At 67.7% G+C, this 12,384-nt stretch carries 12 protein-coding genes; 8 read left to right on the top strand and 4 right to left on the bottom strand.

Annotated features, from left to right (window positions below; genetic code table 11):
* Positions 1–2: 2 nt before the first annotated feature.
* Together ACH4YL_RS14705 and ACH4YL_RS14700 are read right to left on the bottom strand one after the other, a co-directional pair.
* Positions 3–842, bottom strand: a complete 840-nt coding sequence (locus tag ACH4YL_RS14705; protein WP_398507669.1) for an SDR family NAD(P)-dependent oxidoreductase — start codon at positions 840–842, stop codon at positions 3–5.
* 205 nt (positions 843–1,047) lie between these two features.
* Entirely contained in the window at positions 1,048–1,923 is an 876-nt protein-coding gene (locus ACH4YL_RS14700; RefSeq protein WP_398507668.1) for a helix-turn-helix transcriptional regulator, read from the bottom strand.
* A 227-nt stretch (positions 1,924–2,150) separates the two neighbouring features.
* On the opposite strand from ACH4YL_RS14700, the gene ACH4YL_RS14695 reads away from it, so the two are divergent.
* Positions 2,151–3,023: a helix-turn-helix transcriptional regulator gene (locus tag ACH4YL_RS14695; RefSeq protein WP_398507667.1), complete on the top strand. Its 873-nt coding sequence runs from the start codon at positions 2,151–2,153 to the stop codon at positions 3,021–3,023.
* 56 nt (positions 3,024–3,079) lie between these two features.
* On the top strand, positions 3,080–3,250 hold the full coding sequence (locus tag ACH4YL_RS14690; protein ID WP_398507666.1) for a flavin reductase: 171 nt from the start codon (positions 3,080–3,082) through the stop codon (positions 3,248–3,250).
* Here the strand turns inward: ACH4YL_RS14690 and ACH4YL_RS14685 are convergent.
* On the bottom strand, positions 3,207–3,839 hold the full coding sequence (locus ACH4YL_RS14685) for a TetR/AcrR family transcriptional regulator (protein WP_398507665.1): 633 nt from the start codon (positions 3,837–3,839) through the stop codon (positions 3,207–3,209). The genes ACH4YL_RS14690 and ACH4YL_RS14685 overlap by 44 nt on opposite strands.
* Positions 3,840–3,920: 81 nt before the next feature.
* On the opposite strand from ACH4YL_RS14685, the gene ACH4YL_RS14680 reads away from it, so the two are divergent.
* Positions 3,921–4,826, top strand: a complete 906-nt coding sequence (locus ACH4YL_RS14680; RefSeq protein WP_398507664.1) for an alpha/beta hydrolase — start codon at positions 3,921–3,923, stop codon at positions 4,824–4,826.
* Positions 4,819–5,448: a maleylpyruvate isomerase family mycothiol-dependent enzyme gene (locus ACH4YL_RS14675; RefSeq protein WP_398507663.1), complete on the top strand. Its 630-nt coding sequence runs from the start codon at positions 4,819–4,821 to the stop codon at positions 5,446–5,448. The genes ACH4YL_RS14680 and ACH4YL_RS14675 overlap by 8 nt, the downstream gene beginning before the upstream one ends.
* Positions 5,449–5,621: 173 nt before the next feature.
* Here the strand turns inward: ACH4YL_RS14675 and ACH4YL_RS14670 are convergent, their stop codons facing one another.
* On the bottom strand, positions 5,622–6,701 hold the full coding sequence (locus ACH4YL_RS14670) for a LacI family DNA-binding transcriptional regulator (RefSeq protein WP_398507662.1): 1,080 nt from the start codon (positions 6,699–6,701) through the stop codon (positions 5,622–5,624).
* A gap of 192 nt (positions 6,702–6,893) precedes the next feature.
* Between ACH4YL_RS14670 and ACH4YL_RS14665 the strand changes: the two genes are divergently transcribed.
* The 4 genes from ACH4YL_RS14665 (at position 6,894) to ACH4YL_RS14650 (ending at position 12,310) form a co-directional block, all read left to right on the top strand.
* Positions 6,894–7,820, top strand: a complete 927-nt coding sequence (locus ACH4YL_RS14665) for a carbohydrate ABC transporter permease (RefSeq protein ID WP_398507661.1) — start codon at positions 6,894–6,896, stop codon at positions 7,818–7,820.
* A 4-nt stretch (positions 7,821–7,824) separates the two neighbouring features.
* Positions 7,825–8,781 carry a carbohydrate ABC transporter permease gene (locus ACH4YL_RS14660; RefSeq protein WP_398507660.1) on the top strand — a complete coding sequence of 319 codons (957 nt, stop codon included), beginning with the start codon at positions 7,825–7,827 and terminating at the stop codon, positions 8,779–8,781.
* Positions 8,782–8,879: 98 nt separating this feature from the next.
* The gene (locus ACH4YL_RS14655; protein ID WP_398507659.1) at positions 8,880–10,217 is read left to right on the top strand and encodes an ABC transporter substrate-binding protein; all 1,338 of its coding nucleotides are present in this window, start codon (positions 8,880–8,882) and stop codon (positions 10,215–10,217) included.
* 50 nt (positions 10,218–10,267) lie between these two features.
* Positions 10,268–12,310 carry a beta-galactosidase gene (locus tag ACH4YL_RS14650; protein WP_398507658.1) on the top strand — a complete coding sequence of 681 codons (2,043 nt, stop codon included), beginning with the start codon at positions 10,268–10,270 and terminating at the stop codon, positions 12,308–12,310.
* Positions 12,311–12,384: the final 74 nt, after the last annotated feature.

The raw sequence follows: 12,384 nt of genomic DNA, 5'->3' as shown, positions 1-12,384 counted from the left end.
CGTCAGGCGGCGTCGCTGTGTGCGGTGGCGGCGGACTTCTCGCGCCACGGGGTGAGGTCGTCCTGCACCTGCTGGTACTTGACCTCGAGCCGCTCGATGGTGTCGCGCCCGAGGTAGAGGTGTGTGGGCAGCTTCTCGCCGGAAGCGGCCTCGACGATGAGAGCGGCGCCCTTGACGGGGTCGCCGAGCTGGGCGTGGTTGGCCTGGTCGATCCAGTCCAGCGTCACGTGCGCGGGAGTGTTGTCGTAGTCGGCGATGCGGTTCGCGGCGACCGACAGGGAGCTGGAGTCGAGGAAGTCGGTGCGGAAGACGCCCGGTTCGACGACCATCGACTGGATCCCGAACGGGGCCATCTCGGCGGAGAGTGCTTCGCTGATGCCGGCAACGGCGAACTTCGAGGCGGAGTACAGGCTGACGCCCGGCTCGCCCTCGAAGCCTGAGCGGGAGCCGATGTGCACCAGCGTGCCCGAGCCCTGCTTGCGCATGACGGGCAGCACGGCCCGGGTGACGTTGATCAGGCCGAAGACGTTGAGGTCGAACAGTGACCGGGCCTCCGCGTCGGTGATCTCCTCCAACGCGCCGAGCAGGCCACGGCCGGCGTTGTTGACCAGAACGTCGATGCCGCCGAACCGGTCCACGGCGGCTTCGACCGCCTGCGGAATGCTGTCGTTGTCCGTGACGTCCAGAGCGACGGCGAAGACCTGGTCGGAGTTCTTCAGATCGGCAGGCACACGTTCCGGGTTTCGTACGGCGACCACGACATTGTTACCGCCTGCCAGAGCGGCCCGGGCGATTTCGGCACCGATTCCACGGGAGGCGCCGGTGACAAACCACGTAGCCATGGGGATAACCTCTTTCTTCGCTTCCCCTTGTCGGGGATTTCCTGTTGACGCATTTGAGTTTGCCCGTCGGCTACGGCGCTATGAAGGCTGCGTTTTTCCTGGGAGTCTCACACCCACGAAGACGAGGCGGCAGGCTGCGCCGCGAGCTCCAACCGGACCGAATTGGAGCCGTCGAGAGGAAGACGGTTTTCCTGCGGCCCCTGGCTCAGGAGCCGTGTGCCGGATTCTGCTGGTGAGGTACTTCAGGTGCGTTGATGGAGCCCAGCAGGGCCAGGCCGTCCGCGGAGGGAGAGCCCGGCTCGGCCTGCAGGATGATGAGCTGCTGGCCCGGAGCGCTGCGGATGTTGAGGGCCTCGTGCCGCAACTCCAGGTCGCCCACGCCGGAGTGGTACATCTGCTTGACGTCGTAGGGCGGGAGCCGGGTGTACTCGCGTGCCCAAAGGGAGCGGAACTCGCTGCTGCGCACCGACAGTTCGCCTACGAGCTCCAGGATGCGGGGATCCTCGGGTGTGCTTGCGGCGGTCTGCTGAAGGTCGGCGACAGCGCGGTGCTTGGCCCGCTCCGCGTTCTTGTAGAAGGTCTTCGCCGCGGGGTCCAGGAAGAGCATGCGCAGGACGTTGTCGTGCTGTGCGAAGTCGCGGTAGAGGGCGTCGGCCAACGCGTTGGTGGCCAACAGGTCCTGGGCGTGGCCGATGATGAAGGCCGGCGTCCTGGTCCAGCTTTCGATCAGTTGCCGCAGGTGCGGGCGGACACGCTCGACCCGGGAGGGGGACTTCGTACGGCGGGCCGCCGGCCGGGCCAGCCGGAAGAGCTCCCGCTTGTCCTCTTCACCAAGTTGCAGCACGCGGGCCATGGACTCCAGCACCCGGAGCGAAGGCCTGAGTTCACGGCCCTGCTCGAGCCGGCTGTAGTAGCTCAGACTGACACCTGCGAGCGCCGCGACCTCGTCGCGTCGCAAGCCGGGCACCCTTCGGCGTCCAGTGCTGGGCAGTCCTGCGTCCACGGGTCTGAGGCGTTCCCTGTGGGAGCGGAGGAACTGACCCAGCCCTTCAACCGAGTCAGGGCGCGTGTCGTTGTACATGCTGCCGAGGCTAGGCGGGAAACGCCCGGAAAAGTTCTGCCGACGGTGGGTGCAGTGCACCCAGGATTACGGCTCCTTGGTTGGCGCCCGGCCTCCGCAGCGAGTCGGCGTGCCTGGAAGGTCCCACCGGTCAAGTCGGTGAACTACTCTGTGTGAAGGCCGCGCGACCTGGTGCCATATTCGAGACCGGCACTTCTCATCGGCTGGAAACCATCTAGTCTTGCCGCATGAGCAATGGGACGCCTTTGGGCGATTTTCTCAGAGCCCGCCGAGAGGCCTTGAAGCCGCACGATGTCGGTCTGCCCGAATACGGGCGTCGTCGGGTGCCTGGACTGCGCAGAGAGGAAGTCGCGCTCCTCGCCGGAGTCAGTTCCGACTACTACATCAGGCTGGAACAGGGGCGGGAAAACAGTCCGTCCCCTCAGGTGCTCGATGCCGTGGCGCAAGCGCTGAAACTGAATGCAGAAGCCACTGATCATCTCAACCGCCTCTGCCTCACCACCTCGCAGCGCCCGCGCGACTGGGGCGAGGCGGAGGTCAGCCAGCAGTTGTTGCAGCTGATGGACGGATGGGAGCACACTCCGGCCTTCGTTGTCGGCCCGGCCCTCGACATCATGGCGGGCAACTCCCTTGCTACGGCCCTCCACGGCGGGTTCGACCAGTTCGACAACCTGGCCCGGATGGTGTTCGTCGACCCGGCAGGGCGCGAGTTCTACCAGGAATGGGAGCGAGCCGCGCACTCCTGTGTTGCCGAAATCAGGGCCGCCTACGGCCACGATCCCGAATCGGCCCGCATCGCCGAAGTCGTGGCGGAACTGTCCGCCGAGAGCGAGGAGTTCGCCGAAATTTGGCAGATGCACGAGGTCAAGAGCAAATCCCAGGAAGGCAAGCATCTCAAGCATCCGCAGGTCGGCGACTTGCACATCAAGTTCGCGGCCTTCACGGTCAATGGGGCCCCGCATCAGCAACTGGTGGTCTACCAGGCTGAACCGGCGAGCCCGACGGCGGCCGCCTTCGAGGAGCTGAGGGCCATGGCCGTCGACCCGAAGCAGGCCCGGGCCGCTGCACCCGTGGGCGACCTCACCGTCCAGGAGCAGTAGCGCCGAACGTGAGCACGTAGCCCGGGCAAAGGCTGGTCCTGCCGCACCCAGGAACGATGCAGATGGTGCGCCATGACCCGCCGCTGATCGCGTGCACCATCGGCCCCTGGGACTACAGCTACCAGGCCCTGGCCGAAACCGGCGAGTGCGTCATCTCGGTCCCGACGGCGGACATGTACCCGCCTAAGCCGAGGCCTCTCGGCTTAGGCCGCCCAGGATCAGGGTGAGTCCTTCTTCGAATTCCCGGTGGGGGTCTGTGCCGGCTGTGGTGGCGAGTGCGGCGAGTGTGGGGTTGGCGTCGCTCGCGACGGTGCGGATGCGGTCGGCCTCCCCCTTGGGGTCGCTTTCGGGGGTGAGCGGTCCAGCGAGTTCGGACTGCGCGATACCGATGACGAAGCCCATGACCGCACGGAATGCCACCAGGAGGTCGAAGCCGGTGCGCCCGGACCGCGCCAGGGCGGCGGCCAGTGCCTCTGCCGGGGCCAGGGCACTCGGCGAGGTGGTGCGGCGGGTCAGGATCAAGGGGATGGTGGCCGGGTGTTCGCGGGCGGTGCTCCAAAGCGCTGTGGCTGCGGTTCTCGCATCGGCCATCCAGTCGTCCGTCGGTTCTGTCCGTGGCACCTGCGCCGCCACCGCGTCGACGACGAGTTCTTCCAGGCCTTCTCGGCCGTCAAGGTAGTTGTACAGCGTCATCGGCCCGGTTTGGAGCGCGGCCGCGAGGCTGCGCATGGAGAGCCCGGCGAGTCCCTCACGGTCGACGATCTCCAGGGCCTGCTGCTGGATCTGGGCGAGCGTGTAGCGCGCTGGCCTTGCCACGTGACCTCCACTTGACACGTACGTCGTACGTAAACGACTCTACATTACGTACACCGTACTTAAACGAGAGGAGTAGCGACGATGTTCGACACCATTGACACGTCGTTCCAGTCCAGGGGCAGCCGGTGCGCCGCCTGGCTCACCTACCCCGCCGGCACCGGGCCGTTTCCGGCCGTCGTTCTGGTCCACGGCTTCGGTGCCACCCACGAGATGCGGCTCGCTCAATACGAGCAGGCGTTCGCCGCTGGTGGGATGGCCGTGCTTTCCTTCGACTTCCGCAACATCGGAGCCTCGGAGGGAACTCCGCGCCAACTCATCTCGGTACGCCGCCAGCTGGCGGACATCGACGCTGCCCTCGACTTCATCCGACGGGATCCGAAGATCGATGGCAGCCGGATCGCCATCTGGGGCACCTCGATGGGCGCGACCCATGTCCTGCTGACGGCGGCCCGGCATCCCGAATTGGCCGCAGCCGTGGTGCAGTGCCCGGTGGTCAACACGATGGACGCAGCCTTCAGCTCGGGCCTGCGACACGTTCTCAGGCTCGTCGGCCCGATCACCGACGACCTGGTCCGAGCCGCCTTGCGGCTGCCCCGCCGGTACATCGCGGTCGTCGACGAACCGGGCACGTCCGCAGTCGTGACCGTGCCAGGAGCCAAGGAAGGCTGGTACGGCATGGTTCCCCCGGGCGTGGACTTCGACAACCGGGTCACCGCCGCAGTCGGCGCCGAACTCGTCACCCTCAACGCCTCCCGCAAGTCCCGGAAGATCAAGTCCCCGCTGCTCGTGTGCGTGTCGGACCACGAGACGCTGATGGACCCCCGCATCGCCGTGAAGACCGCCGAACGCGCTCCGAGGGGTGTCGTCATCCGCTACCCGGCTGACCACTTCGAGGTGTACCACACCCCGCTCGTCGACGGGATCATCGCCGACCAGGTCGACTTCCTCACCCGCCACCTCGGCCCGAGCGAGGCCCTCCATGCGTGACCTCGTGCGCCGCCAGGACGAGCACTTCCTGGAATTCGCGTACTCGCTGACCGATGACGAGTGGGCGGCACCCAGCCTGTGCGCCGGCTGGACGAACAAGGACGTCCTTTCGCACCTGGCCCTCGGCCTTCAGGCCCGGAGCACGCGGCTGCTGGCCGAAATGGCAAGACAGCGCGGCTCCTTCGACACCGCGAACAACGTGCTCACCCGCGCACATGCCCATCGCCACACCGCCGCCGAACTGATCGAGCAATTCGACCGCGGGCGCGACAGCCCCCGGGGAGTCGGACGGCTGCTCCCGACGCCGCTGCTCCTGGGCGATCACACCGTCCACCATCTCGACATCGCGCTGGCCCTCGGCCGGTCCGCGGACCTCGCGCCCGAGGTGGCGAACGCTGTCCTGCACGTGGAGACAACCATCCCGAACCCGTTCGTGCCCGCCAAGGCGAGGAGCAAGAACCTGCACCTCTTCACAACCGACACAGGTTGGAGCGCCGGATCGACCAGCCAGCCACAGGCATCCGGCCCGGCGGAGGCCCTCATCTCCGTACTGGCCGGGCGCGGACACGCGCGCGACCAACTCAGGGGCCCCGGTGCGCCGATGCTGGCAGCCCGGCTCTGACGTTCCTCCCCGAGGGCGGACCGCCACCTCACTCAGACCGGTCACTCGGATTGACAGCCCAGGAACGTCGCTCCTGCGAACGTCGTGGCCTGGTTCCACGGCCGTCGTGGCGCGACCGTAGAGCCATGAACACACAACGCAACCCGGCCGACGACGGTTTACGAGTGTGCCGGTCAGTGTGAAGGCGGCGGCGCGGTACTGTCGCGCACCACGAGTTGCGTGGGGACCAGCGTGGTGCCGTGTTCTGTCGTGTCGCGACGCATCTGCCGCAGGACGCCCTCGACGCAGCGTCGTCCCACTTCGGCGAAGTCCTGGTGAACGGTGGTCAGGGGAGGCAGGAAAGAGCCGGCCTCGGGGATGTCGTCGAAACCGATCACGCTGACGTCTTCCGGTACTTTCCGGCCCCGCTCGTGCAGGGCCCGCAGGAGACCCAGTGCCATCTGGTCGTTGGCGGCGAACACCGCAGTGCAGTCCGACTGGGAAGCGAGTTCCAGGCCGGCCCGGTAACCGGACTCCGCCGACCAGTCGCCCCGTACGAGGGGCGGCGGGGTGCGGCCTGACTCGGTGAGTTCGGCGCGCCAGGCGTCGGTGCGGCGCTGGGCGGCGTAGGACTCCTCGGGACCCGCGAGGTGCCAGACCGTGCGGTGGCCAAGGTCCAGCAGATGGCGCACGGCGGTGCGCGTGCCGCCCGCCTGGTCGGTGTCGACCACGTTGTACCGGTCGCCGGCGTCCGAATCGGCCACGACGACCTGGACGTTCGGCGGCAGGGAGAGGGTCACCGCATCGAGCAGGTGCACCTCCAGGATGACGATGACGGCGTCGACGGCCAGCTCCCCGAGGCGGGAGAAGGCGCCGCGCACCTCGTCCTGCGTGGGGACGGCGACGGGCAGCAGCGTGACCGCGTAGCCCTCGTGCGCCGCCGAGGTGGCGATCGCGTCCAGGGTGCGGACATTGCCCGTGGTGGAGAGGCCGAAGGTGATGACGCCGATGGTGCGGAACTCGCCGCGTTTCAGCGCCCGGGCGGCACTGTTGGGCCGGTAGCCCAGTTCCCGCATGGCTGCCAGCACCTGCTGCCGGGTCTCTTCGTTCACGCCCGCGTAGCCGTTGGAGACACGGGACACCGTCTGCGAGGAGACACCCGCCAGGCGCGCGACATCCGCCATGGACGCGGTCTGGGTCCGGCCTGCGGCCTGTTTCCTGCTGCGTGCCGGTGCCTGCGGCCTGCTCGCCGAGGTGCTGTCCGCTGTGTCCACCCGTCTCCCTCGCTGTCCGAGTCGCGGTTTCCCGAGTGACTCTTGACCACCGTCAACGGGGCAGTGTAGACATGCCGCCATCGAATGTTTACGTAAACATAACAGGCCCGGGCGTCTTGCGGAGCGGGATGTTTACGTAAACATCGGGGCGGCGCTCGCCGCCGGTTCCGAGATGGACGAGCGAGGAACGACATGACGACGCTACAACCGCCGGTGGCCGCGCAGCGGCGCCCGGCCCGGGCTCCGGCGAAAGGGGACCGCCGCTCCTGGAAGGGGTGGGGTTTCATCGGTCCCTTCGTGGCCGTGTTCGCCCTTGTCTTCCTGGCGCCGATTCTGTACTCGATCTACCTCAGCCTGTTCCGGGACCAACTGATCGGCGGCACCACCTTCGTCGGCCTGGACAACTATGAACAGGCGCTGAAGGACGACCAGTTCTGGGCCTCGCTCGCACGGGTCTCGCTGTTCCTGGCCGTACAGGTTCCGATCATGCTCGGCATCGCCCTGCTGATCGCCCTCGCCCTGGACAGCGGACGCCTGTACGGCAGGGACTTCTTCCGCATCGCGATCTTCCTGCCGTACGCCGTGCCCGCCGTGGTCGCCACCCTGATGTGGGGCTTCATGTACGGCACGCGCTTCGGTCTGGTGGGCGACATCAACGAAGCCCTCGGTGTCACCCTGCCCGACCCGCTCTCCGCCGACCTCGTCCTGGCGTCCATCGGCAACATCGTCACCTGGGAGTTCGTCGGCTACAACATGCTGATCTTCTTCTCCGCACTGCGGGTCATCCCGAACTCGCTGTACGAGGCCGCGGAGATCGACGGCGCCGGGCAGTTCCGCGTCATCACCGCCATCAAGCTCCCCGCCATCCGCGGCGCCCTGGTCATCGCGACGATCTTCTCGATCATCGGCAGCTTCCAGCTCTTCAACGAGCCGAGCATCCTGAGGCCGCTGGCACGCAACGCCATCACGACGGACTACACCCCGAACTTCTACACCTACTCACTGTCCTTCAACGGCCAGCAACACAACTACTCCGCGGCGGTCGCCATCGTCATGGGCCTGATCACCATGGTCATCGCCTATGTCGTGCAGCTCCGCGGCATGCGGAAGGGAGCGTGAGCCGATGAGCACCACGAGCAGCTCCGTCACCACCGCCTCCCGGCCCGCACCCGCTCAGAACGCCGGCGGTTCCAAGGGCGTGCCCCGACTACGCATGCGCCACAAGCACGTTCCCGGGCGCCCCAGGCGCAGCGTTCTGCTGACCGTGCTCACCGGCCTGGTCCTGCTGTACACCGTGGTGCCCCTGGTGTGGCTGGTCATCAGCGCCACCAAGACCCAGGAAGGGCTCGCCGACTCGTCCGGACTGTGGTTCAGCCATGACTTCGCCCTCTGGGACAACATCAGCGAGACGTTCACGTACAACGACGGCATCTTCGTACGCTGGCTGCTGAACACCCTGCTGTACGTCGTGCTCGGCGCCGGCGGCGCCACCCTCCTGGCGATCCTGGGCGGCTACGCGCTGGCGAAGTTCAACTTCCCAGTAAAGCGCGCCGTGTTCGCCGTGGTCATCGGTGCCGTCGCCGTCCCGGGCACCGCACTCGCGGTCCCCACCTTCCTGATGTTCAGCAGGATGGGTCTCACCGACACCCCGTGGGCGGTGATCATCCCCTCACTCGTGTCGCCCTTCGGTCTGTATCTGATGTGGGTCTTCGCCACTGAGGCCATACCCAACGAACTGATGGAGGCCGCCCGCATCGACGGAGCGGGCGAGGTGCGCACCTTCTTCCAGGTCGCCCTGCCGCTGCTCGCCCCCGGCACCGTGACCGTCCTGCTGTTCACCACGGTCGCGACCTGGAACAACTACTTCCTGCCGCTGATCATGCTCAAGGATCCGGACTGGTACCCCCTGACCCTGGGCCTGGACGCCTGGAACTCCCAGGCCCAGACGATCGGCGGCGACGTGATCTTCAACCTGGTGATCACCGGTTCGCTGCTCACCATCGTGCCGTTGGTCGCCGCGTTCCTGCTGCTGCAGAAGTACTGGCAGTCCGGGCTCGCCGCCGGAAGCGTCAAGGAGTAACCCCGGCCTCAAGGCTCCACCCCCCTCAGCCTCACCTCTTTCACCTTCATCTCTTCACCCACACCCTGTCCCACCCACGAAGAAGTGGAAGCACCTCCATGCGCAGAACGCACCGACGCCTGATACGCGGCATCGCCGTCCTCTCCGTCCTCGCTCTCGGGGCGACCGCCTGCGGCGGCTCCGACGACGACAGCTCCGGCCAGAAGTCTGTCTCCGCCGGGGACATCCAGGCGGCCCTGAAGAAGGGCGGCACGGTCACGGTCTGGGCCTGGGAGCCCACGCTCAAGACGGTCGCCGCCGACTTCGAGAAGAAGTACCCCAAGGTCAAGATCAACCTCGTCGGCGAGCGGTCCGGCGACAAGCACTACACCGCGCTGTCGAATGCCATCTCGGCCGAGAAGGGCGTCCCCGACGTCGCGCAGGTCGAGTACTTCGCGCTGGGCCAGTACTCCCTCACCAAGGGCCTCAGCGACCTGGCCCCCTTCGGCGCCGACAAGCTCAAGGCCACGTACACCCCGGGCCCGTGGAACGCGGTGAGCGAGGGCGAGGCGGTCTACGGCCTGCCGATGGACTCCGGCCCCATGGCGCTGTTCTACAACAAGAAGGTCTTCGACAAGTACAAGGTCGCGGTGCCGACCACCTGGGACGAGTACGTCGAGGCGGCCCGGACCCTGCACAAGGCCGACCCCAAGGTCTACATCGCCAACGACGCCGGCGACGCGGGCTTCACCACCAGCATGCTGTGGCAGGCCGGTTCGCGTCCCTACCAGGTCGACGGCACCGAGGTGAAGATCGACTTCAACGACGCGGGCGCCAAGAAGTACACCGACACCTGGCAGCAACTCCTCGACGAGAAGCTTGTCGCGCCCATCAACGGCTGGACCGACGACTGGTACAAGGGCCTGGGCGACGGCACCATCGCCACCCTGGCCACCGGCGCCTGGATGCCCGCCAACTTCGTCACCGGCGTGCCGAACGCCTCCGGTGACTGGCGGGCGGCCCCGATGCCGGCCTGGACCAAGGGTGACAAGGCGAGCGCGGAGAACGGCGGCAGCTCCCTGGCCCTGCCCGCGCTGGGTAAGAACAAGGAACTCGCCTATGCCTTCACCGAGTACGCGAACGCCGGCGACGGCGTGCAGACCCGCATCAAGCAGGGCGCCTTCCCGGCGACCAGCGCGGAGCTTCAGTCCGACGCGTTCCGGAACACCGAGTTCAAGTACTTCGGCGGGCAGAAGGCCAACGAGATCTTCGCCGACTCCGCCGCCAACGTCGCCGACGACTGGTCGTACCTGCCCTTCCAGCAGTACGCCAACTCGATCTTCAACGACACCGTCGGCAAGGCCTACGTCTCGGGCACCAAGCTCTCCGGCGGCCTGAAGTCCTGGCAGGACGCGTCCGTCAAGTACGGCAAGGAGCAGGGCTTCACCGTCGAGTAGTCGGCGCAAGCCCTCCGCCTCCCCGCTTGTGACCCACCGGAAGGACCACGATGATCTCCACCCTCCTGTCCCAGCTGCACGGGCCGGACGGTGACCCCACCCCACGCCTCGTGTACGGCGCCGACTACAACCCCGAGCAGTGGCCCCGCGAGGTGTGGCAGGAGGACGTCCGGCTGATGCGCGAGGCCGGCGTCAACCTGGTCTCCGTGGGGATCTTCTCCTGGGCCCGCATCCAGCCTGCCCAGGACGAATGGGACTTCGCCTGGCTCGACGAGGTCATGGACCTGCTGCACGCGGGCGGCATAGGCGTCGACCTGGCCACCGCCACCGCGTCCCCGCCGCCCTGGCTCACCACGGCGCACCCGGAGATCCTCCCGGTGACCGCCTCCGGTGAGACGGTGTGGCCGGGGGCACGGCAGCACTGGCGCCCCACCTCGCCCGTCTTCCGTACTCATGCACTGCGCCTGGTACGGAAGATGGCAGAGCGGTACGCGGATCATCCCGCGCTGGTGGCCTGGCATGTCTCCAACGAGCTGGGCTGCCACAACATCTACGACTACTCGGACGACGCCGCCCGTGCTTTCTGTGACTGGCTGCGCGCCCGCTACACCACCCTCGACGGCCTCAACCACGCCTGGGGTACGGCGTTCTGGTCCCAGCGCTACAGCGACTGGGGGCAGATCCTGCCTCCCCGGCTGGCGGCCTCCCACCCGAATCCCACGCAGCAGTTGGACTTCAAGCGTTTCTCGTCCGACGCGCTGAAGGAGTACCTGCGCGCGGAACGGGAGGTGCTGCGGGAGGTCACGCCCGACGTGCCGGTCACCACGAACTTCATGGTGATGGGCGGGATCAAGGGCATGAACTACCCGGAGTGGGCGGGCGAGATCGACTTCGTCTCCAACGACCACTACGTCCATCCCGGCCGCCAGGACCGGGACGAGCTGTCCTTCTCCGCCAACCTCACCAGCGGTATCGCCGGCGGTCGCCCGTGGTTCCTCATGGAGCACTCCACCAGCGCCGTCAACTGGCAGCACGTCAACGTGCCCAAGCAGCCGGGCGACTTGGCCCGCGACTCGCTGCTGCACGTCGCGCACGGCGCCGACGCCGTCAGCTTCTTCCAGTGGCGCCAGTCGGCAGCCGGGGCCGAGAAGTACCACTCCGCGATGGTGCCGCACGCCGGACCCGACAGTGAGGTCTTCCGCGCGGTCGCCGGCCTCGGACAGACCCTGCGGTCACTGGCGCCGGTCGCCGGGACCGAGCGTGAACCGGCCCGGGTCGGCATCGTCTTCGACTGGGACTCGTGGTGGGCGAGCGAGCAGGACTCCCACCCCACCTCCCGGCTCGACTACCGCCAAGAGGCGCTGGACTGGTACTCCGCACTCCTCGCCCTCGGCGTACGGGCCGACGTCATCACCACCAAGACCGGCCTCGACCGGTACGACCTCCTGATCACGCCCGTGCTCCATGTGATCCCCGCCCCGCTGGCCAAGGAACTCACGCGGTACGTCGAGGGCGGAGGGCACCTCGTCACCACCTACTTCTCCGGCGTCGTCGACGAGAACGACCACATCTGGCTCGGCGGCCACCCCGGAGCGCTGCGCGAGCTGCTGGGCATCCGCATCGAGGAGTTCGGCCCGCTGCTCGACGGCGACACCGTCGAACTGGACGGTGCCGGTACGGGCACCCTGTGGACCGACCGGATCACCGTCACCGACCCCGAGGTGGAGGTGCTGGCCGGCTACCGCACCGGGGCGTACGCCGACCGCCCCGCCGTCACCCGCCGGGCGGTGGGCCGGGGTTCGGCCGCGTACATCTCCACCAGGCTCGGCGCGGACGGCCTCGCCGGTCTGCTGCCGAAGCTGCTCGCCGGCGCCGGTGTGGAGAGCGAACTGCCCGCATCCGCACGAGGACGCGTCGAGCCGGCCGTACGCCGTGACGCCGACAGCCGCTACCTGTTCCTGGTCAACCGGACCGACGAACCGGTGCCGCTGCCCGGGCTCACCGGGGAGCTTCTGGTCGGTGCGGCAGAACCCGAGGGCGCCCTTGTTCTGGCGCCCAGGGAGGTCGCCGTACTGCGACAGCCCACCCTCTGACTCTCCTCGAACGGCACCGCACCCCTTCGAGGGGCGGACCGTCCTGCCCGCCGGGGCACGACGGTCCACCGAAG

Origin of the sequence: Streptomyces sp. NPDC020681, assembly GCF_044334895.1 — a bacterium.
GTDB lineage: Bacteria > Actinomycetota > Actinomycetes > Streptomycetales > Streptomycetaceae > Streptomyces.
This window is presented reverse-complemented; position numbering and strand designations above follow the sequence as displayed.

Bases quoted from the DNA above. Each gene is read 5' to 3' on its own strand.
- ACH4YL_RS14705 (WP_398507669.1), bottom strand. From the start codon at position 842: ATGGCTACGTGGTTTGTCACCGGCGCCTCCCGTGGAATCGGTGCCGAA.
- ACH4YL_RS14700 (WP_398507668.1), bottom strand. From the start codon at position 1,923: ATGTACAACGACACGCGCCCTGACTCGGTTGAAGGGCTGGGTCAGTTC.
- ACH4YL_RS14695 (WP_398507667.1), top strand. From the start codon at position 2,151: ATGAGCAATGGGACGCCTTTGGGCGATTTTCTCAGAGCCCGCCGAGAG.
- ACH4YL_RS14690 (WP_398507666.1), top strand. From the start codon at position 3,080: ATGCAGATGGTGCGCCATGACCCGCCGCTGATCGCGTGCACCATCGGC.
- ACH4YL_RS14680 (WP_398507664.1), top strand. From the start codon at position 3,921: ATGTTCGACACCATTGACACGTCGTTCCAGTCCAGGGGCAGCCGGTGC.
- ACH4YL_RS14675 (WP_398507663.1), top strand. From the start codon at position 4,819: ATGCGTGACCTCGTGCGCCGCCAGGACGAGCACTTCCTGGAATTCGCG.
- ACH4YL_RS14665 (WP_398507661.1), top strand. From the start codon at position 6,894: ATGACGACGCTACAACCGCCGGTGGCCGCGCAGCGGCGCCCGGCCCGG.
- ACH4YL_RS14660 (WP_398507660.1), top strand. From the start codon at position 7,825: ATGAGCACCACGAGCAGCTCCGTCACCACCGCCTCCCGGCCCGCACCC.
- ACH4YL_RS14655 (WP_398507659.1), top strand. From the start codon at position 8,880: ATGCGCAGAACGCACCGACGCCTGATACGCGGCATCGCCGTCCTCTCC.
- ACH4YL_RS14650 (WP_398507658.1), top strand. From the start codon at position 10,268: ATGATCTCCACCCTCCTGTCCCAGCTGCACGGGCCGGACGGTGACCCC.